Origin of the sequence: Thermoanaerobacterium sp. R66 (assembly GCF_028895185.1) — a bacterium.
Taxonomy (GTDB): Bacteria; Bacillota; Thermoanaerobacteria; order Thermoanaerobacterales; family Thermoanaerobacteraceae; genus Thermoanaerobacterium.
Genome location: NZ_JAEUWW010000001.1, coordinates 1,426,198 through 1,445,110 on the forward strand (window position 1 = coordinate 1,426,198; position 18,913 = coordinate 1,445,110).

The following is an 18,913-nucleotide window of genomic DNA, read 5'->3' on the forward strand; positions in this document are numbered from 1 at the left end:
ATCATACCTCCTATTTTATATAAACCTTTCTTCCTTCAACTTTAAGCCTTCCCTCAGTAAACAGCTTTACAGCATAAGGCAGCAATCTGTGCTCCAGCTTTAAAACTTTAGATGCTACTGTCTCAGGTGTATCATCATCTTCAACTTTTACCACATCTTGCATTATGATAGGACCCGTATCTGCGCCTGAATCAACAAAATGAACTGTGCAGCCAGTGTATTTCACACCGTAATCAACGACAGCTTTGTGGACATTTATGCCATAGTACCCTTTGCCGCAAAACGATGGTATTAAAGATGGATGTATGTTTATTATCCTATTGTGATATTTATTTACGATTTCCTCATTCAATATCGTTATAAAACCTGCCAAAATTATTCCATCTGGATTTATCTCATTGACAACATTGGCAAGTTCTTCATAAAACTTGTCTTTTAACTTCTTTTTAGGGATACAATAAGCAGGTATATTGTTCATTTCAGCCCTTTTTAAAGCGTACGCTCCTTCTTTATCGCTAATAAGAGCCACAATTTCAGCGTTGATATATCCGCTTTTAATGCCATCTATGATAGACTGAAAGTCAGTGCCATTTCCTGACGCCATAACCAATAATCTCATAGCAATACCTCTTTTTCACCATTTACAATTTCTCCTATTATAAATGGTTTCTCACCTGCAGCTTTTAACCGGCTTACTGCATCGTCACATTGATGATTTGGAACAATAATGATCATCCCGATTCCCATGTTAAACGTCCTGTACATTTCCATGTCGTCAATGTTTCCAGTGTCTTTTATTAGGCTAAATATGTGCGGAACATCCCACGATTTTTTGTCTATTCTGGCAGATACGCCGTCTTTTAACGTCCTCGGTATATTGTCTACAAATCCTCCGCCTGTTATGTGGGCCATCCCTTTAATGTCTATGCCTTTTAAGGATTTAAAAGCTTTCACATATATTCTGGTAGGTTTTAAGATGACTTCCCCTAACGACAGTCCGTATTCCTCTATATAATCATCAGTGCTCATTTTGCCTACATCAAACAAGACTTTTCTCACCAATGAATATCCATTGGAGTGTATCCCTGATGATGCAAGTCCTATTATTGCATCACCGACTTCAATATTTCTGCCGTCGATTATCTCGTCTTTTTCAACAGCGCCTACTGCAAAACCAGCAAGGTCAAATTCGCCTTCATTGTACATGCCTGGAAGCTCTGCTGTCTCTCCTCCTATCAATGTACACTCCGCCTCACTGCATCCTGCTGCAATGCCTTTTATAACTTCAATGCCTACATCGCTTTGCAGCTTCCCAGTAGCAAAGTAGTCAAGGAAAAATAAAGGTTTTGCACCACTGACGATTATATCATTAACACACATGGCAACTAAGTCTACACCTATAGTATCGTACTTTTTCATCATAAAAGCAATCTTTAGCTTTGTCCCAACCCCATCTGTGCCTGAAACCAAAACAGGATTTTTATAATCTGTCAGTTGGTAAAGAGCTCCAAAACCGCCTATTCCATTTAAAACACCGCCTTTTATAGTGGCTTTAGCAATAGGCTTTATCATTTCTACAAATCTATTTCCCTCATCTATGTTTACACCAGCATCTTTGTAGTCCATGGCATCCTCCTTAAATTTACTTTTTTTCAAAAAGGTATTTGCTGCCTTCTTTTGGGACTTCCATAGGATACTTTCCATCAAAACATGCTGCACAGATGCTTTCTAAGCCCACACTTTCTCTTAAGCCTTCTAAGCTTAAAAAACTTAAGCTGTCTGCTCCAATGTAATCCCTGATATCTTTCACTTCCATGTATGAACCTACCAGTTCCTTCTTAGTAGGAGTATCTATTCCAAAATAGCATGAATACTTGACAGGTGGAGAACTTATCCTTACATGTACTTCTTTTGCACCGCCTTTTTTCAAAAGCGAAACAAGCCTTTTCATAGTAGTGCCTCGTACAATAGAATCGTCAATCAATACGATTCTTTTATCCCTCACCAGCTCTTTTAAGACATTTAATTTGACTCGTACACCGATTTCTCTGTCTTTCTGCTTTGGACAGATAAAAGTTCGCCCTATATACTTATTTTTGATAAGACCCTCTCCTATTGGAATACCTGATTGAAAAGAGTACCCTCGTGAAGCCGGCACTCCAGAATCAGGAACAGGTACCACCAAATCGGCATCTACACTGCTTTCCATGGCTAATCTCTTTCCCATTTCGTACCTTGCCTTATAGACACTAACTCCTTCTAAGACGCTGTCAGGCCTTGAAAAGTATATATACTCAAAAACACATGGCATCTTTTTTTCAAAAGTATCAACTTTCACAGAGTTTAAACCATTTTTATCTATTATAACTATCTCTCCAGGCTCTACATCTCTAATAAGCTCTGCTCCAATCACATCCAGTGCACATGATTCAGATGATAGATAGTAATTTCCATCCTTCACGCCTATGCAAAGTGGTCTGATGCCATTTTTATCTCTTATTCCAATTAGCTTGTCTTCCATCAATACGACCAATGCGTACGAGCCTTTAATCTTTTCTATCGTCTTTACGAGAGATTCCACCAGTCCGTTGCGATAATACTTAGCTATCAGGTGAAGTATGATCTCACTGTCAGATGTTGTCTGAAGAATCCTGCCTTCATCTTCCAGCTCTTTTCTAAGCTCTAATGCGTTTATCAAATTGCCGTTATGCGCCAAAGCCATATATCCACTGCTAAAATTCGCAACAAATGGCTGTGCATTGCAGGCATCGCTGTTTCCAGTAGTCGAATATCTTACATGACCTATCCCCACATTTCCTTCAAGGTCATCTATGTTTTCCTTAGAAAACACTTCTAATAAAAGCCCCATGCCTTTTATGCAGTTTACATATGAACCTTTTAGCACAGCAATTCCTGCGCTTTCCTGACCGCGATGTTGCAGTGCTTGAAGTCCATAGTATATATGGTGATGTATTGGGCTATTTAAGCTAAATGCTCCAAATACTCCACATTCTTCTTTTAACTTTACAGTTTCAATCATAATTTTACCTCACTGTTTTTCAAGTCGATTCAATACTTCCACATAAGCTCCTTCTACATTCCCGAGATCTCTTCTAAACCTGTCTTTGTCCAGTTTTTCCTTCGTTACGCTGTCCCAAAATCTGCACGTATCCGGTGAAATCTCATCAGCCAAAACTATACCATCTTTAGATTTGCCAAATTCCAATTTAAAGTCTACTAAAATGATGTTTTTTGATGTGAAAAATTTTGAAAGTATATCATTGATCTTAAAAGAATATTCTTTTATAGTCTCCACTTCTTCCTTTGTGGCTAATTCCATCGCTTCTATGTGGTACTCATTTATGAAAGGATCTCCAAGTTCATCGTTCTTGTAGCAGAATTCTAAAACCGTCCTTTTAAGTTTTGTTCCTTCTTCTATCCCCAATCTCTTTGATATGCTTCCTGCTGCATAATTTCTTATTAAAACTTCAATAGGATAGATTTCTACGCTTTTAACAAGCATTTCTCTGTCACTAAGTTTTTTTACAAAATGTGTTGGAATGCCTTCTTTTTCAAGTAGCTCAAACAAAATCGCAGATATTTCATTGTTTAACACACCTTTATTTTGAATAGTACCTTTTTTTATACCGTTAAATGCTGTAGCATCATCTTTGTACTCAATAATGTAATAATCTTCATCTGTAGTCTTATAGACCTTTTTTGCTTTACCTTCGTACAACATGTTTAACTTTTCCATTATAAAATCTCCCCCTGTAATTTTTTATCTTTTTCAATAACTTCCTCTGCCAAATTCTTTTTGTACTCAACGATTTTTTCCATGATCTCAGGATACTTTACTCCAAGTATCTCTACTGCCAACAATGCCGCATTGTACGCTCCGTCTATGGCAACAGTGGCAACTGGTATCCCCTGAGGCATTTGAACAGTAGACAAAAGCGAATCCAAACCATCTAATGTAGATGATTTTACAGGAACTCCAATGACAGGAAGCGGCGTCATAGATGCCATGACACCAGCTAAATGAGCTGCTTTTCCTGCTGCAGCTATTATGACTTCGTATCCTTTATAAGCCGCATTTTTTGCAAAATCGTGCGCCACATCTGGTGTCCTATGGGCCGAAATGACCCTTACGTCGTAGTCAATTCCAAACTGCTTAAAGACATCTAATGCTTTTTTCATCAATGGAAAGTCTGAATCACTTCCCATGACAACTGCAACTTTCGCCATAACGTTAGACTCCTCCTCTATATTTGTTTTATTTGCAAAATGCAGAAAGGAAATTCTTCCTTTCTGCATTTTAGCTGCTTTACCCCATAAAGAATGCAAATCTTAACAAGAACAAAAGTCCAATTATATACATTAATGGATGAACTTCTTTAGCTTTACCAACAACTATCTTCGTGATTGGATAGAAGATAAATCCTGCAGCTATGCCGTTTGATATGCTGTAAGTAAATGGCATAAAAGCAATTGTCATAAAAGCAGGAAATGCTTCACTAAAATCTTCAAAATTAACCTTCGTCACAGAGCCTATCATCAATGCCCCAACGATAATGAGAGCAGGAGCTGTGGCTTGAGATGGCACTATTCCTATTATTGGCGCAAAGAACAATGACACCAAGAAAAGAATTGCAACTACAGTAGATGTCAAACCAGTCTTGCCACCCTCACTTATGCCTGACGCACTTTCAACATAAGTAGTTATAGTGCTTGTACCCAAAAAAGAACCTAACGTTGTGCCTATAGCATCTGCAAATAAAGCTCTTTCAAATTTCGTCTTGAAACCGCCATTTGATTTTTCAAAATCATCTTCTTTAAAAATCCCTGTCTTTGTACCTGTGCCAATCAATGTTCCTATTGCGTCAAACATATCAGCCAAGCTAAACGCCAGTATTACAGTTATAAGACCTGTAAGTATCGAAATGATATTTCCATCAGTGCCAGGCTTTAATAATCCAGCAAAATCCAACTTCATAAATGTTGGTGCCAAGCTTGGAGGCATCTGCACAATCGTCTTAAGATTAGAAATGTTCGTTATTCCCATCGGTATACCTATAATCGTCGTTGCAATTATGCCTATCAGTATAGCGCCTTTAACGCCTCTGCTCATAAGTATGGCAATTATTGCAATTCCGATTACAGTAAGTATTACGCCAGGATCCTTGAAATTTCCTAAAGTTATAAGAGTATCACTGCTTTTCGTTACAATACCGCCATTTTCCATACCTATGATTGCAATGAAAAGCCCGATTCCTGCACCAATAGCGCTTCTCAATGACTGCGGTATCGCCTTTATTATAAGTATCCTTAATTTAGTAGCAGTAATAACGATGTTTATTATACCGCTTATAAGTGCAAGTGATAGTGCAGCTTGCCAAGAATAGTGCAATGTCAATACAACATAAAACGTAAAAAATGCGTTCATGCCCATTCCCGCTGATAGAGCAAATGGAACATTTGCAAACAACCCCATGACTAAAGTAGCAGCTACAGACGATAATATAGTAGCGACAAAAACAGCGCCTATTACAGGGTCATTTGCTATAGACAAACCTGCTTTTACTGCTTGAGTGCCTAAAAGACCTTTCGCATTCATGCCAGCCTGCATAAGTATTGACGGATTTACAAAGATGATGTAAGCCATCGTGATGAAAGTCGTAATACCAGCGATGACCTCTGTCTTTACCGACGTGCCATTTTCTTTAAGCTTAAAGAAATTGTCAAGAAAGCCTCTCTTTTCGTTGTTTTTTACCATTATAATCCTCCTTATGATTGAAATAAAAACGAATTTTAAAAATAAATAAGCCCGAAAGGATAGATTCCAACACATAGAGTGAAACCTATCCTCCCGGGCTTTTATCCCACAGGTGTGGCAATACAATGCCTGTACCGCTCGGTCCGAACGCCTTTACTGTTTTCTACACATTGACAATAAGGCTGGAACCCTCAGGTACACTTTCACTCATAGTCAGACAATTTACGGTTGTCTGGTAGAGACTTCTGAGCCGTATTCTCAGAATTATATGAGCTATTATTTACTTGTCCTGATACAATTATAATATCAAGTTTTTCAATTCAAGTCAATAATTTTACGAATATTTTTTTGATATTTTTAAAAAATGTTCGTGTTGCTCTCGCCCTGTGTTTAGATCTTTTTCATAAAGCTCATCTATTCCGCAGTGTCAATCATATTACTTTATGATCTTTGTTAAATTCATTTTAGCATATATAACCCTGTGAATCTCAACAACATCTTCTTTAACTACATAAAATACCAAATAGTTTTTTACAGGTAATATTCTATATTCATTTTTAAGAGATTTTTCAGGTTGATACACCCTGCATGAATACGGAAACTGTGCAAGCCTTGATATAGATGTATCCAATTCATTAATTAGATCCATTGCTGCATTTAGTTCCTTTAATTCATCTGCAACATAAGATACAATATTTGATAAATCTCTACTTGCCAAAGGCAGGTATCTAATATCATGCATTGTCAGATTCCATTCTATCAGAAATTTTCGCTCTTAATTCATCAAAAATTTCTTTATGGGAATATCTCTTATCAGTTGTTTGGGCTTCCAGTTCCGCTTCCTTCAGCTTAAAGTAAATTTCACTTTCAAACAGTTTTCGTTCATAAGCTTCCATGCTCATTACAACCATATCTCCATAACCATTCTTGGTTAAAAAGACTGGCTCCCCAGTTTCATGGACGACTCTTGATATATCTGCAAAATTATTTCTCAAATCTGATACTGGTCTAATATATGGCATACAATCATCACCCCTTTATTAGTTTAGCATAATTTTATCATAATTATGCTAAACTATCAACAGAGCTTAAATCTTATTCCCACTCTATTGTTAAAGTTTTATTCGTCGTTATTCCTATTGTTTTCTGTTATTTCTATTATTCATAAGCGATCTGCTGCTTGCCTTCCGTCTCGCTTATGGCTGGATGGAATGTATAAACGGTTTCGATTGCTTCATATTCTGCATCCGTGAAATCTCGCTTTGAAAGACGCTTAAACTCCTGCTTTGTCATTTCGTAACCTCCCTTTTTAATTCTACAATTAAACTGGCTACATTTGTTTGCCAGGTTATTGTGTTGTAGTATTTTGAAAAAATATTTGGTTTTCTGTTCTTAATTTCATCTAACAAAAGCGCTTCTTCAGTCCTATCCCAGCATGTCTCAAGTCTCTGAATAATTTCAACATCTGTCATTTGTCGAATGTGTTCTCTAAATATGCTTTGAATGTCGTCTCCCTTAACTTATTCCTCCATTGTCTGAAGCTCTTTAAGTTCTCTAACTTTGCTTAGTAATTCATTTGTACTCATGTAATCACTCCCTTTAATTATTTCTGTTTATAATATAAACGATATTGTTTATGTGCCAATGACCAATTTAACGATTCTCAATAAAATAGAAATATTATCGTTGATTTATTAAATATATTCGTTTATAATGAGAATATCGAAAGGAGAGGGAAAGGAGTGGTTATATGTCAGTATCTGAACAGCTGAAAATTCTATGCGTAAAGCTTGGAATAAGTGTCTCCGAACTTGGAAGGATGTCTGGGAAAAGTCCACAGGCCTTTAATCAAAAGATGAAGCGAGAAACTTTCACTGTCGATGAGTTAAAAAAAATAGCCGAAGCTGCTGGATGTAAATACGAGAGTTCTTTTATACTGCCATCTGGCGAGAAAGTCACATACTAAAAAAGGGAGGTATTAAATTGCTCAATAATGGCATATACAAGTGCATAGCCTGTGGTAAACGCTTCACTGTAACCATATCAAACGCAGGATATCCCGGTGGGAAAGAACGAGAAAGCATAAATTGTCCGTGGTGTGGTGCTGAAAATGGCAGCGAAGTAACAAGCGGAATTATTACCACGCAAAAAGTAGTTACGGAGGGTGGTGTTAATCAATGACTATATATGAAAAAATCGACCGCTACAAGCTGGCCATTGATGAAAAGCGTCCCTTTGAAGGCCATTTGCTTCATGAAATTAAAAACTACTATCGCATAGGCCTTACATGGTCCAGTAATGCTCTTGAAGGAAATACTCTCACTTTAAGTGAAACAAAGATCCTCCTGGAAGATGGATTGACTGTCGGAGGAAAGCCTCTTCGAGATACATTCGAAGCCCTGGGACACGCAAAGGCTTATGATTTCATGTTTACATTGCTTAATAGTTATCAAATAACCGAAGAAGACGCCCTTACAATGCACCGAATGTTCTATACAGGTATTGATGCCGAGGAAGCAGGAAAATACCGCGATCGCCCGGTCTTTATAACCGGCTCAAAATATGAAGTATGCCCAGTAGAACGGATAGAAGGGGAAATGAAAAAACTGTTCCAATGGGCATGCTCCGAACGTAATAAATACCATCCGGTTCAATTTGCCGCCCAGCTGCATAAACGGTTTGTATTTATTCACCCTTTCATAGATGGAAACGGGAGAGTAGCTCGGTTGCTTATGAATACAGCGCTTATTCAAGATGGTTATATGTTGGCCATAATTCCACCGGTCTTACGTCATGAGTATATTAGCTTACTGGAGCAGGCTCATGAAGATGATCAACCTTTTATGGACTTTATTGCCGAACGCGTTTTGGAGTCTGAAAAGGAGATTATGAGATTACTGCATATTCCTTTTCCTAATCAGTCATAAAATAAAATAAGAGCGGCATCTAATCCTTAAGATTCCGCTCAAAATATACCCAGTGGTAATATTTAAGCCATTCCGCTTTTATATAAAAAAGAGAGCCTATACCGTGATAAAGTCCTGGAGGCTCTCTTTGTGTTCCTGGTGTAGTTTTATTGTATGACATGGAAGGGCTATGGCCGTTAATATTCATTTGGAAAGAGGATTGTCGTCGCAGATCTGTCCCATTCGGTAATAATCCAGATCTTCCCCTTGCTGGTCTCATATGCTGCCAGTATTCGTTCGCCTGTCTTAACTGCCAGATCATTCAGCTCCTTATCCACTTGGGAAAGGGCTTATGTCGTCGGTCATTTCACGGATATAGGCTTTCAATATGGCCACCACTTTGTTTTCGTCAGTGTTATCTCCGCTGCCTTCGATCGTGAATTTAGGCTCTGCCTTGACTCCCACTTTGATGGTTATGTTTTGACTGGCTTTTCCGGTTGCAGAAGCTACCGGGATTTCATCCGGTTCCTCGCCTACTATTCCGCCGTCTTCATAGGCCCTAACTCCGAGGAGTTCACCGGTCCGCTGCCATAAGTCAAGGCCTCTTTGTCTCTTGCTTGGGCTTAATGGAATAAGGCTTTCAGCTCCGTCCTCGGCCACGATGCCCATATGCGGTTTTGTCATTATACCGCCCCATGCATGTTCTTGTATAGAGCTGCCTTTTCCGGCTTTGTATCCCGCACCGAAGGAGCTTTTTACCTTATCCCAAAGGCCACCGAAAAAGCTCGGGATTGTGTCGGTAAAGAAGCTCTTAATGCTTACCCATACGTTCATTGCCAGTGTTGGCAAAGTCTGCGTGAAAAATCCGCTTATCGAGCTCCACAAGTTTCTGAAAAAGCCAGGGATTGTCTGCGTAAAGAATGGGACTATATTGTTTTCCCATACGCTGGTCGCCCAGGATGGTAGCGTTGAAGTGAAGAATGTTGTTATACCGGTCCACAATCCTCCGAAGAAATTCGGGATATCCTGTGTAAAGAATGGCACGATGTTGTTATTCCAGGTATCTGTCGCCCATGTCGGAAGGGTAGAAGTGAAGAATGTCGATATGCTGCTCCATATCCCTCCGAAGAAGTTTGGAATGTCTTCTGTGAAAAATGGTACTATGTGGCCATTCCATACATTAGAGGCCCAGGTTGGTAATGTTGAAGTAAAGAATGTTGAAATCCCATTCCATAAATCTGAAAAGAACCTCGGCACATCCTCTGTGAAAAAGACCTCCGCTTTTCCTACGGCATATCCTACCGCATACGGTACGGTCTCGGTGAAGAAATCGCCGACGCTATTCCAGAGCTCACCCTATTTCTCCGGTATAGTTTCTGTGAAGAAAGCCGCTGCGCCGCCTATTCCGGCACCAATTAAGGCACCAATTCCGACCATTCCTGCTTTAGTTCCTGCGGTTACATACTCATCTTTAGCAGCTTTGCTATTGCCTGCCTTGCTTGCTTTTATTCCCACTCGATTGTAGCTGGTGGTTTCGATGTGATGTCATACAAGACTCTGTTTACACCGTACACTTCATTTACAATGCTTGTAGATATGTCTTCGAGAATGTCGTATGGCATCTTCACCCAGTCTGCCGTCATTCCATCGTTGCTTTCTACAATCCTTAAGATTATCGGGTATGCATACGTTCTGTCATCACCCATGATACCGACGCTTCTTATATCTGGCAATACAGCAAAAGACTGCCATACATTGTTGTACCAGCCGTATTTTTTCATCTCTCTTAACACGATGCTGTCGGCTTCTCTCAATATGTTTAATTTTTCTTCTGTCACTTCCCCGAGTATCCTGACTGCCAGTCCCGGTCCAGGGAAAGGCTGCCTATTCAAAATCTCATCAGGCATACCCAGTTCTCTTCCAACCTGTCTCACCTCATCTTTAAAAAGCATTCTCAATGGTTCAATAAGCTCAAATCCTACATCTTCAGGCAATCCGCCTACATTGTGATGGCTTTTTATCGTTGAAGCGACAGGGCTTCCGCTTTCAATGACATCTGGATAAAGGGTGCCTTGCACTAAATATTTCACATCGCCGATTTTTTTTGCTTCTTCTTTGAATACCTCTATAAACTCGTTCCCTATTATCTTTCTCTTTTCTTCAGGATCTTTGACTCCCTTTAGCTTCTCTAAAAATCTGTCCTTTGCATCTACTTTTATTATCTCCATATCAAAATTGTTTTTAAAAGTGTCGACTACCTTTTCAGCTTCGTTTTTCCTGAGAAGACCGTTATCTACAAAAATACATATTAGCTGGTCGTGTATTGCTCTATTTACCAAAACTGCGGCAACAGATGAATCAACACCACCGCTTAGCGCACAGACAACCTTGTCATTTCCGACTTTTTGTCTTATCTCTTTTACAGTCTGCTCTATAAGTGAATCCATTGTCCAATCTGCAGAGCAATCACATACTTCAAACAAGAAATTCCTGATTATCTCAGTACCTCTTGGAGTATGTACTACTTCTGGATGGAATTGTACGGCGTACTGCTTTCCTTCAACGTTGGCGATTGCTGCAATAGGGCAATTTGCTGTCGATGCAACGACTTTAAAATTTTTAGGAGGTAATTCTATTTGATCCGTGTGGCTCATCCAACAACTTGTCTCTTTTTCAATCCCTTTAAACAAAGGAATGTTGTTGTTTATCACAACATCAGTTTTCCCATACTCTCTTACAGGTGCTTCCGCAACCTTTCCGCCTTGTATCATCGTCATAAGCTGTGCACCGTAACAAATGCCGAGTATAGGATATTTTAGCTTAAATATACCTTCATCGCACATTGGCGCATTTTCTGTGTAGACGCTGGCAGGTCCCCCTGACAGTACCAAACCCTTAGGCTGTCTTTTATCAATTTCTTCTGGCTTTATATTGTACGGAACAATTTCGCAAAACACGTTTGCTTCCCTTATTCTCCTTGCAATAAGCTGCGTATATTGGCCGCCAAAATCAAGTATCAATATGACTTCTCTATTAATCCCCATCAAAATCCTCCTTTATTTAATACTATAATTTGGAGCTTCCTTCGTAATAATTATATCATGTGGATGGCTTTCAGTTAATCCCGCATTCGTTATTTTTATAAATTTTGTCTTCGTCCTGAGCTCCTCAATATTGTGGACACCGCAGTAGCCCATTCCAGCCCTTAAGCCTCCAATCATCTGGTAAACAGTATCCTTCAAAGGTCCCTTGTAAGGCACTCTACCTTCTACACCTTCAGGAACAAGTTTTTTCATGCCTTCCTGGAAATATCGATCAGAGCTTCCGCTCTTCATTGCTGATATTGAGCCCATTCCTCTGTATACTTTATAGCTTCTTCCTTGGTATATTTCTACTTCACCAGGGCTTTCCTCGGTCCCTGCAAAAAGACTTCCAATCATCACTGTAGATGCGCCAGCAGCAATCGCTTTGACGATGTCTCCACTGTACTTTATGCCACCATCTGCGATTACAGGTATACCATATTTATCGGCTTCCTCCGCACAATCATAAATTGCTGTAATCTGAGGAACTCCGATTCCTGCTACCACTCTCGTTGTGCAAATTGAACCAGGTCCGATGCCTACTTTAACGCAATCAGCACCTCTTTCTATCAGATCTCTTGTAGCCTCTGCAGTCGCCACATTTCCAGCAATGATCTGAAGATCAGGAAATCTATTCTTTATCTTTTCCACCGTATTTAAGACACCGACAGAATGTCCATGAGCCGTGTCAACCACCACAACATCTACATTGGCATCTACCAGAGCTTGAACTCTTTCCATGACATCCGCAGAAACACCTACAGCAGCACCAACAAGCAATCTTCCTCTCGAATCTTTTGCAGAATTAGGATATTCTACAGCCTTTTCAATATCCTTAATAGTAATCAATCCTTTTAAATTGTTGTCATCATCCACAAGAGGCAACTTCTCTATCTTATGCTTTTTAAGTATTTCCCGAGCCTCATCTATAGTAGTCCCAACAGGTGCAGTGACTAAATTCTCTTTTGTCATGACTTCTTTAATCGGCCTGTCTAAATTGCTTTCAAATCTTATGTCTCTATTGGTGATTATCCCCACAAGTTTGTTATCAACCGTTATAGGCACTCCAGATATCCTATATCTTTCCATAAGCTCTACAGCATCTTGTATCTTGTGTTCTGGTGACAAATAAAAAGGATTTGTTATAACACCGTGTTCCGACCTTTTAACTCTATCTACCTCTAAAGCCTGTCTTTCTATAGGCATATTTTTGTGTATTATGCCAATCCCTCCTTCTCTTGCTATTGCAATGGCAAGAGAAGATTCTGTCACAGTATCCATCCCTGCGCTAATCAATGGTATATTTAACATTATACTATTTGTAAGGCGTGTTTTAGTGTCAACCTCCTTTGGCAGCACATCAGATTTTGCCGGTATAAGCAGAACATCGTCAAACGTCAGTCCTTCTTTAACAAATTTATCAGCCATTTTTATCCCCTTCCTCTAAAATTTATTATGCCTGAGTTTATAATAAAAATGCCCGAACAGAGAATTTCGTTCAGGCAAAAAAGAGTACAACAATAACTCCCCATAGTAAAGAGTTACGGCTCTTTGTAGATACTCCAGTGCCTATTCACCAGATTATATGCGGATAAGATTTTATTATTAAATTACTAAACAATATAACAAATTTAGATGTCCATGTCAACAGTACAAAAAAAAATAACCGGGCATCCCCGGTTATTTTCATTACATCATGTCCATGCCTGCCCCTGCTGCTGGAGCTGGTGGATTCTTTTCTGGTATGTCTGCCACAACTGCTTCTGTTGTCAATATCATTGACGCAACAGATGCAGCATTTTGAAGTGCTGACCTTGTAACCTTCGTTGGGTCAACTATACCTGCTTTTAACATGTCTACAAATTCTTCTTTGTATGCATCATAACCAAAAGCAGGGTCTTTTGATTCTTTTATCTTCTCAATGATTACTGAGCCATCAACACCAGCATTTCTTGCTATCTGCCTTACTGGTTCTTCTAATGCTCTCAGCACGATCTGAGCACCTGTCCTGAAGTCGCCTTCTAATGAATCAACTACTTTTTGTACTTCTGGTATGACATCTAACAGTGCTGTGCCACCGCCAGGAACTATACCTTCTTCTACAGCAGCTCTCGTAGCTGAAAGAGCATCTTCTATTCTGTGTTTCTTTTCTTTAAGCTCTGTCTCTGTAGCAGCACCAGCTTGAATTACTGCAACACCGCCAGAAAGTTTAGCCAATCTTTCTTGCAGTTTTTCTCTGTCATAATCTGATGTAGTCTCTTCGATCTGAACTTTTATCTGATTTATTCTGTTCTTTATGTCTGCAGCATTTCCTGCACCATCAACTATTGTAGTGTTTTCTTTTGTCACTTTTACTTGTCTTGCGCGGCCAAGCATGTCTATTTTAGCTTCTTTGAGATCAAGACCTACTTCTTCAGATATTACTTGGCCACCTGTCAAGATAGCTATGTCTTGCAGCATTTCTTTTCTTCTGTCGCCAAATCCTGGAGCTTTTACTGCAACGCATGTAAATGTACCTCTTAATTTATTAACTACTAATGTTGCAAGTGCTTCACCTTCAACATCATCTGCAATTATCAAAAGCTTCCTGCCTTGTTGTACTACTTGCTCAAGCAATGGCAACAAGTCTTGGATATTTGACAACTTCTTGTCTGTGATGAGTATTAAAGGATCGTCCAAAACTGCTTCCATCTTATCTGTATCAGTTACCATATACTGTGAAATATAGCCTCTGTCAAACTGCATTCCTTCAACTATTTCAATAGTCGTATTCATTGACTTTGATTCTTCTACTGTTATTACGCCGTCTTTGCCGACCTTATCCATTGCTTCAGCTATTAAGTTTCCGATCTCCTCGTCAGCCGCTGAAATTGATGCAACATGTGCAATAGAATCTTTTCCCTCTACCGGTTTTGATATGTTCTTTAATCCTTCAACAGCAGCATCGACAGCTTTTGCCATACCACGCCTTAAAAGCATTGGATTTGCACCAGCAGCTAAGTTTCTTAAACCTTCCAATACCATAGCTTGTGCCAATACAGTAGCCGTTGTTGTACCATCACCAGCAACGTCATTTGTCTTTGTTGCAACTTCCTTTAAAAGCTGCGCGCCTTGATTTTCAAAAGGATCTTCTAATTCAATCTCTCTTGCAATTGTGACACCATCGTTTGTAATCGTTGGTGAACCGTATTTTTTATCTAAAACAACATTACGGCCTCTTGGTCCTAATGTTACTTTAACTGTGTTGGCAACAGCATTTACGCCTCTTTCCAAAGCCTTTCTTGCATCTTCACCGTACAAAATTTTCTTTGCCATTTCTTCTACCTCCTTATTCTACTACAGCTAATATATCGCTCTGCCTCAAGAGAAGATATTCTTCTCCATCAAGTTTTACTTCTGTGCCAGCGTATTTTGAGAATATTACTTTGTCTCCGACTTTTACTTCCAGCTCGACTCTTTTTCCATCTATGTATTCACCAGAGCCGACAGCAAGTACTTCACCTTGTTGAGGTTTTTCTTTCGCAGTGCCAGGCAATACAATCCCGCCTTTTGTTACCTCTTCGGCTTCAGTAACCTTTACTACAACTCTGTCACCAAGTGGTTTTAATCTCATAATATCCCTCCTCGAAATTTGTTAGCACTCATTCATGGCGAGTGCTAATCATCACACTTTTTATATTAGTTTAATTACAAGTTCATGGCAAACTCCAAATTTCTCTAATTTTTGCCGTTTTAGACGATTATTATAGATTTTTCCCATTTATCTTCTAATTATACGATTAATATTGAATTTACGCAAAAAATGCAGGCTTTAGCTGCCTGCAACATTATTTACATTGCCATTTGAACTTTGTTGTTTTAGATAATTTATCATGTTGTACATAAATTGCTGCTGTTCCTTTGTAAGCATTGATTTAAGACCGTTTACGACTTCCGACTGCTGCTCTGTAAGTCCAAGATTTTTCGGCACATCATCCTCTTTTGTTTCCTTTTCTGAATCATTGCTTTTTACATCTTCCACCATTTCATCACTTGCGGTGTTTTCTGCATCTTTAACTTCTTCTATATTTTTATCTTCTTTAGATCTGTCAAATAAATCATTCTTCACATCGCCTTTATCGCTTTCTTCCACCTTCTCGTGCCTTGATTCGCTATTTTTTGCATTCATAATGCTTTCAGCCTTGTTCAAAGCTTCTACAAGCTTTATATTCTTTATGATTTTCTCTGCCATGTCCTTTTTATCATCCGGAATAACAGGTTTTATCGCTTCAAAAATGTCCAAGATTTTATCTATGATGTTATTTTTATCTCCTTCAACTTCGTATTTTTTCATTTTCTCGTTTAGGTTTTGTATTCCTTCGTGAAGTTTTATAAATTTATCTATGATTATCTGTTTATCTTCTTTCATATACGGTTTTACTGCTTTTAGCATTCCAATCTGATCGAAGTCGTCTTCTTGCACTTCAGCTTCTTGATTAAATTCCATCAACTGTCTGTGGCATTCAAGTATTTCGGCAATTTTTGTGAATATATCTATGTAGTACTGTTCCTTCCTGTGTAGATATGGTTTAACGCTTCCCATAAAGTTTTTGCTTTTCTCTATTATCTCAAATATATCCAAATCGTTTTTCTTCTCATCGTCCTTTTTGCTTTCTGTTTTATCATCTTTACCATGATCCACAATCTCTTCGTCTTCTTTTTTCTTTAAAAGCCGCCTTTCATCTTCAAGACTTAAGCCATCAAAAATTTGAAACCTGATAAAAAATATTATGAAAAGTTCAATTATCAATACCTTTAGTAATTTTTCTCTATCCACAGCAAATCCCCCACTTCTTTAAATACTTCTTAAATAATATATGTATAGGGCAGGTTTATTATCACCTGCCCCATGCTTTTATTTCTTATCCACCACAAAAATACCTGGGACAAACAAGAAGATTATAAGGATCACTATTATGATCCAAATCCATCCACCGCCCCATGCTGCTCCTTTTCCCTCAGGCATATGAAAACCCCCTTCACATTATTTATCGACCACAAATATTCCAGGTACAAAGAGGAAAATTATTAGTATTATGATTATGATCCAGATCCATCCGCCGCCCCATGCTGCTCCTTTTCCTTCAGGCATACTAAAAACCTCCTTTATTTTTTGGCCTCAAGGACCTAATACATTATACGTGATGTGTTAAATATTGTTACTGAAATTCATGGTGGCCAGTGACCACAAAAAGCGCCTTGCTTTTTTCCGCGGTTTGTCTTGCTGTAGGACGACTAACAGAAGAAAGAAAAACAGCAAATCTTCGAATTCAAACCTTACATCCATTACGACAGTCAATATGACAAAAAAGAATAGAAGCGTATTTCCAGATATATTCATAAGATCAGCTCCATTTAATTTACTTTAATTCATTATATTCTTATTTTTGATTATTGATATTGATTTCTATAGGATATGGCATGAAATCTAAAAATATAAGCATCAGAAAGTTTGTTATAAAATAAACAATTGAATTTAAAAAAATATGTGCTTTAAAATTCTATTACATAGATTTTATTAATCTAAAGACTGAACCTTTCTCTGAAATAAGTTCAGAAAAATAGTCTTCTATCTTTTTACCTAAGTTAATTTTATACAAATCTAAGCCAAAAATATTTTTATTAGACAATATTTCTCTCAAATTTCCATCTACAGTTTTTTTATCATACATTTTTATTTTTGAAATGGAATATTTTAAATTTTCTAAAAGAGGATCTGAGCAAATTTCAAATGGCTTTCCATTATCATCTATACCCATTAAATACCTTAACCAAAATGCAATAACCATTGGTATATATACAAGACTATCCGCATCGTATTTCTCACTATTGACATAAGCTTTTATAGTCTCTCCAAATCTGACAGGCATTTTTTGAGATGTATCAGTCAAAATTCTGTCAATAGAATCCTTTATATATTTATTTTTAAGCCTTTTATTAAAAACTTCATCCAGAAATTTTTCTGGATTAATAACTTTTGGATCTTCCATAACATTTAAACTTTCTTTATACACCATGTTTTTCAAAAAATTTTCAACATATTCATTGCTTATAACATCGTAAACAGTTTGAAATCCAAGTAATTTGCCAATAATTGCCGATGCAGTATGTATTGGATTTAAGCACGTGGTAACTTTCATTCTGTCTGCTTTTATAACAGTATCTTTATCTGTCAAAATTACATTTACTTTATCAAGTGGAGGCCTTCCATTTGCAAAATTATCTTCTACTACAAGATAACGTGTTTCCTCAGCATTAACAAATGGTGCGACAAAATTGCCTTTTGTTGTTTTAACTATATCTATATCTTCAAAGCCTTTTTCTTTTAAATAATCACATACAAATCCCATCGGAGCAGGTACAATATTATCAATCATCGTAATAGGGTATGAAACCATCTTTGGATCATTTAAATAATCTAAAAATTCGCTTTCAATATAATTTCTTTTAATCCATTCTTCAGCAATCAACTTTATTGATTCAAAAAGTCTAACACTATTTTTAGAAAAATTATCGAGGCTCATAAGTGCTATTGGGGCATTACATGTTTTATACCTATGATATAGCAAAGAAGCTATTTTAGAAATAATATGCTTTGGTTTTTCAATTCCTTCTTCAATATCTTTTTTTACTTCATCAATAAAGTCACCATAAAAATCTATTAATTTATAAGCTTTCTCTGTTATAGTAAAACTAACTATTTGAAGAGAAGGATTTGCAAACATATTTTTAATTTGTTGCCAATCCTTAGAAAAAGGATCAGCAACAAAATAGCCTACTATGCTTCCAATAATCTCAATTTCTATATTTCCATCGGATTTTATTACAGCAAGCAAACTCAAATTATCATGTGGACTATAAATTTTTCTAATATTTTCATCGCTTCTAGGTTCAACTCCTATTATACCGCTAGATTCTAAACCTTTATTTAATAGTCTCTGTACTAAAGGTGCAACAAAGCCTCGGAAAATATTCCCTGGGCCAAAGTGAACCCATTTAGGTTCATTATAACTTTTCTTTACAATATCTAACAAATCATACTGAGGAATTTTGATTCCTAGCTCGTCCCAATAATTAGTATTTATTAAATTTTCTAAATTAAGTTTCAT

At 37.7% G+C, this 18,913-nt stretch carries 22 protein-coding genes and 2 riboswitches; of the genes, 3 read left to right on the plus strand and 19 right to left on the minus strand.

What is annotated here, in order from left to right; all coding sequences use genetic code 11:
• Window positions 1–10: 10 nt before the first annotated feature.
• The 10 genes from purN to JJQ93_RS07300 form a co-directional block, all read right to left on the minus strand.
• Entirely contained in the window at window positions 11–619 is a 609-nt protein-coding gene (gene purN, locus JJQ93_RS07255) for a phosphoribosylglycinamide formyltransferase (protein ID WP_274893262.1), read from the minus strand.
• Window positions 616–1,626 (minus strand): phosphoribosylformylglycinamidine cyclo-ligase, encoded by a 1,011-nt coding sequence (gene purM / locus JJQ93_RS07260; protein ID WP_274893263.1) that lies wholly within the window; start codon window positions 1,624–1,626, stop codon window positions 616–618. Before purM ends, purN begins: the two co-directional genes overlap by 4 nt.
• Before the next feature lie 16 nt (window positions 1,627–1,642).
• Window positions 1,643–3,040, minus strand: coding sequence for an amidophosphoribosyltransferase (purF, locus tag JJQ93_RS07265; protein WP_274893264.1), 1,398 nt, complete (start codon window positions 3,038–3,040; stop codon window positions 1,643–1,645).
• A gap of 9 nt (window positions 3,041–3,049) precedes the next feature.
• Window positions 3,050–3,757 carry a phosphoribosylaminoimidazolesuccinocarboxamide synthase gene (gene purC, locus JJQ93_RS07270; protein ID WP_274893265.1) on the minus strand — a complete coding sequence of 236 codons (708 nt, stop codon included), beginning with the start codon at window positions 3,755–3,757 and terminating at the stop codon, window positions 3,050–3,052.
• Window positions 3,757–4,248, minus strand: a complete 492-nt coding sequence (gene purE, locus JJQ93_RS07275) for a 5-(carboxyamino)imidazole ribonucleotide mutase (protein ID WP_274893266.1) — start codon at window positions 4,246–4,248, stop codon at window positions 3,757–3,759. Before purE ends, purC begins: the two co-directional genes overlap by 1 nt.
• 79 nt (window positions 4,249–4,327) lie before the next feature.
• Window positions 4,328–5,776 carry an NCS2 family permease gene (locus JJQ93_RS07280; protein WP_045413002.1) on the minus strand — a complete coding sequence of 483 codons (1,449 nt, stop codon included), beginning with the start codon at window positions 5,774–5,776 and terminating at the stop codon, window positions 4,328–4,330.
• 190 nt (window positions 5,777–5,966) lie between these two features.
• Window positions 5,967–6,068: riboswitch (purine riboswitch) on the minus strand.
• A gap of 144 nt (window positions 6,069–6,212) precedes the next feature.
• On the minus strand, window positions 6,213–6,518 hold the full coding sequence (locus tag JJQ93_RS07285) for a type II toxin-antitoxin system RelE/ParE family toxin (protein ID WP_274893267.1): 306 nt from the start codon (window positions 6,516–6,518) through the stop codon (window positions 6,213–6,215).
• Window positions 6,511–6,798 carry a type II toxin-antitoxin system Phd/YefM family antitoxin gene (locus JJQ93_RS07290; protein WP_274893268.1) on the minus strand — a complete coding sequence of 96 codons (288 nt, stop codon included), beginning with the start codon at window positions 6,796–6,798 and terminating at the stop codon, window positions 6,511–6,513. The genes JJQ93_RS07285 and JJQ93_RS07290 overlap by 8 nt, the downstream gene beginning before the upstream one ends.
• Window positions 6,799–6,934: 136 nt before the next feature.
• A complete protein-coding gene (locus JJQ93_RS07295) occupies window positions 6,935–7,069 on the minus strand; it encodes a hypothetical protein (protein WP_269318783.1) in 135 nt (44 codons plus the stop codon).
• The gene (locus JJQ93_RS07300; protein ID WP_045412996.1) at window positions 7,066–7,248 is read right to left on the minus strand and encodes a hypothetical protein; all 183 of its coding nucleotides are present in this window, start codon (window positions 7,246–7,248) and stop codon (window positions 7,066–7,068) included. The genes JJQ93_RS07295 and JJQ93_RS07300 overlap by 4 nt, the downstream gene beginning before the upstream one ends.
• A 278-nt stretch (window positions 7,249–7,526) precedes the next feature.
• Here JJQ93_RS07300 and JJQ93_RS07305 point away from each other — a divergent pair, with 278 nt between their 5' ends.
• From JJQ93_RS07305 to JJQ93_RS07315, 3 genes are read left to right on the plus strand one after another with little or no spacing between them, the layout of a single operon-like run.
• A complete protein-coding gene (locus tag JJQ93_RS07305) occupies window positions 7,527–7,742 on the plus strand; it encodes a helix-turn-helix domain-containing protein (RefSeq protein WP_045414007.1) in 216 nt (71 codons plus the stop codon).
• A 17-nt stretch (window positions 7,743–7,759) separates the two neighbouring features.
• Complete coding sequence (locus tag JJQ93_RS07310; RefSeq protein ID WP_085111638.1) at window positions 7,760–7,957, plus strand: FmdB family zinc ribbon protein; 198 nt, start codon at window positions 7,760–7,762, stop codon at window positions 7,955–7,957.
• Window positions 7,954–8,703: a Fic family protein gene (locus JJQ93_RS07315; RefSeq protein WP_045413273.1), complete on the plus strand. Its 750-nt coding sequence runs from the start codon at window positions 7,954–7,956 to the stop codon at window positions 8,701–8,703. Before JJQ93_RS07310 ends, JJQ93_RS07315 begins: the two co-directional genes overlap by 4 nt.
• Window positions 8,704–9,012: 309 nt before the next feature.
• Here the strand turns inward: JJQ93_RS07315 and JJQ93_RS07320 are convergent, their stop codons facing one another.
• From JJQ93_RS07320 to JJQ93_RS07360, 9 genes are all read right to left on the minus strand, one after another.
• Window positions 9,013–9,939 carry a phage tail protein gene (locus tag JJQ93_RS07320; RefSeq protein WP_274893269.1) on the minus strand — a complete coding sequence of 309 codons (927 nt, stop codon included), beginning with the start codon at window positions 9,937–9,939 and terminating at the stop codon, window positions 9,013–9,015.
• Window positions 9,940–10,038: 99 nt separating this feature from the next.
• A complete protein-coding gene (locus tag JJQ93_RS07325; protein WP_274893272.1) occupies window positions 10,039–10,197 on the minus strand; it encodes a hypothetical protein in 159 nt (52 codons plus the stop codon).
• Window positions 10,188–11,726, minus strand: coding sequence for a glutamine-hydrolyzing GMP synthase (gene guaA / locus JJQ93_RS07330; RefSeq protein WP_274893273.1), 1,539 nt, complete (start codon window positions 11,724–11,726; stop codon window positions 10,188–10,190). The genes JJQ93_RS07325 and guaA overlap by 10 nt, the downstream gene beginning before the upstream one ends.
• 12 nt (window positions 11,727–11,738) lie before the next feature.
• Window positions 11,739–13,193, minus strand: coding sequence for an IMP dehydrogenase (gene guaB / locus JJQ93_RS07335; protein WP_014759414.1), 1,455 nt, complete (start codon window positions 13,191–13,193; stop codon window positions 11,739–11,741).
• An 83-nt stretch (window positions 13,194–13,276) separates the two neighbouring features.
• A riboswitch (purine riboswitch) is annotated at window positions 13,277–13,374 on the minus strand.
• An 80-nt stretch (window positions 13,375–13,454) separates the two neighbouring features.
• Window positions 13,455–15,080, minus strand: a complete 1,626-nt coding sequence (gene groL, locus JJQ93_RS07340; RefSeq protein ID WP_014759415.1) for a chaperonin GroEL — start codon at window positions 15,078–15,080, stop codon at window positions 13,455–13,457.
• A gap of 13 nt (window positions 15,081–15,093) precedes the next feature.
• A complete protein-coding gene (gene groES, locus JJQ93_RS07345) occupies window positions 15,094–15,378 on the minus strand; it encodes a co-chaperone GroES (protein WP_013787499.1) in 285 nt (94 codons plus the stop codon).
• A gap of 198 nt (window positions 15,379–15,576) precedes the next feature.
• The gene (locus tag JJQ93_RS07350; protein ID WP_274893274.1) at window positions 15,577–16,581 is read right to left on the minus strand and encodes a hypothetical protein; all 1,005 of its coding nucleotides are present in this window, start codon (window positions 16,579–16,581) and stop codon (window positions 15,577–15,579) included.
• A 372-nt stretch (window positions 16,582–16,953) separates the two neighbouring features.
• Window positions 16,954–17,145 carry a hypothetical protein gene (locus JJQ93_RS07355; protein WP_014759418.1) on the minus strand — a complete coding sequence of 64 codons (192 nt, stop codon included), beginning with the start codon at window positions 17,143–17,145 and terminating at the stop codon, window positions 16,954–16,956.
• Window positions 17,146–17,308: 163 nt separating this feature from the next.
• Window positions 17,309–18,913, minus strand: coding sequence for a mannitol dehydrogenase family protein (locus tag JJQ93_RS07360; RefSeq protein WP_274893275.1), 1,605 nt, complete (start codon window positions 18,911–18,913; stop codon window positions 17,309–17,311).

What these genes read in the sequence shown, in the direction of transcription:
- purN (WP_274893262.1), bottom strand. Translation starts at nt 619, where the DNA reads ATGAGATTATTGGTTATGGCGTCAGGAAATGGCACTGACTTTCAGTCT.
- purM (WP_274893263.1), bottom strand. Translation starts at nt 1,626, where the DNA reads ATGGACTACAAAGATGCTGGTGTAAACATAGATGAGGGAAATAGATTT.
- purF (WP_274893264.1), bottom strand. Translation starts at nt 3,040, where the DNA reads ATGATTGAAACTGTAAAGTTAAAAGAAGAATGTGGAGTATTTGGAGCA.
- purC (WP_274893265.1), bottom strand. Translation starts at nt 3,757, where the DNA reads ATGGAAAAGTTAAACATGTTGTACGAAGGTAAAGCAAAAAAGGTCTAT.
- purE (WP_274893266.1), bottom strand. Translation starts at nt 4,248, where the DNA reads ATGGCGAAAGTTGCAGTTGTCATGGGAAGTGATTCAGACTTTCCATTG.
- JJQ93_RS07280 (WP_045413002.1), bottom strand. Translation starts at nt 5,776, where the DNA reads ATGGTAAAAAACAACGAAAAGAGAGGCTTTCTTGACAATTTCTTTAAG.
- JJQ93_RS07285 (WP_274893267.1), bottom strand. Translation starts at nt 6,518, where the DNA reads ATGCATGATATTAGATACCTGCCTTTGGCAAGTAGAGATTTATCAAAT.
- JJQ93_RS07290 (WP_274893268.1), bottom strand. Translation starts at nt 6,798, where the DNA reads ATGCCATATATTAGACCAGTATCAGATTTGAGAAATAATTTTGCAGAT.
- JJQ93_RS07295 (WP_269318783.1), bottom strand. Translation starts at nt 7,069, where the DNA reads ATGACAAAGCAGGAGTTTAAGCGTCTTTCAAAGCGAGATTTCACGGAT.
- JJQ93_RS07300 (WP_045412996.1), bottom strand. Translation starts at nt 7,248, where the DNA reads ATGACAGATGTTGAAATTATTCAGAGACTTGAGACATGCTGGGATAGG.
- JJQ93_RS07305 (WP_045414007.1), top strand. Translation starts at nt 7,527, where the DNA reads ATGTCAGTATCTGAACAGCTGAAAATTCTATGCGTAAAGCTTGGAATA.
- JJQ93_RS07315 (WP_045413273.1), top strand. Translation starts at nt 7,954, where the DNA reads ATGACTATATATGAAAAAATCGACCGCTACAAGCTGGCCATTGATGAA.
- guaA (WP_274893273.1), bottom strand. Translation starts at nt 11,726, where the DNA reads ATGGGGATTAATAGAGAAGTCATATTGATACTTGATTTTGGCGGCCAA.
- guaB (WP_014759414.1), bottom strand. Translation starts at nt 13,193, where the DNA reads ATGGCTGATAAATTTGTTAAAGAAGGACTGACGTTTGACGATGTTCTG.
- groL (WP_014759415.1), bottom strand. Translation starts at nt 15,080, where the DNA reads ATGGCAAAGAAAATTTTGTACGGTGAAGATGCAAGAAAGGCTTTGGAA.
- groES (WP_013787499.1), bottom strand. Translation starts at nt 15,378, where the DNA reads ATGAGATTAAAACCACTTGGTGACAGAGTTGTAGTAAAGGTTACTGAA.
- JJQ93_RS07355 (WP_014759418.1), bottom strand. Translation starts at nt 17,145, where the DNA reads ATGAATATATCTGGAAATACGCTTCTATTCTTTTTTGTCATATTGACT.
- JJQ93_RS07360 (WP_274893275.1), bottom strand. Translation starts at nt 18,913, where the DNA reads ATGAAACTTAATTTAGAAAATTTAATAAATACTAATTATTGGGACGAG.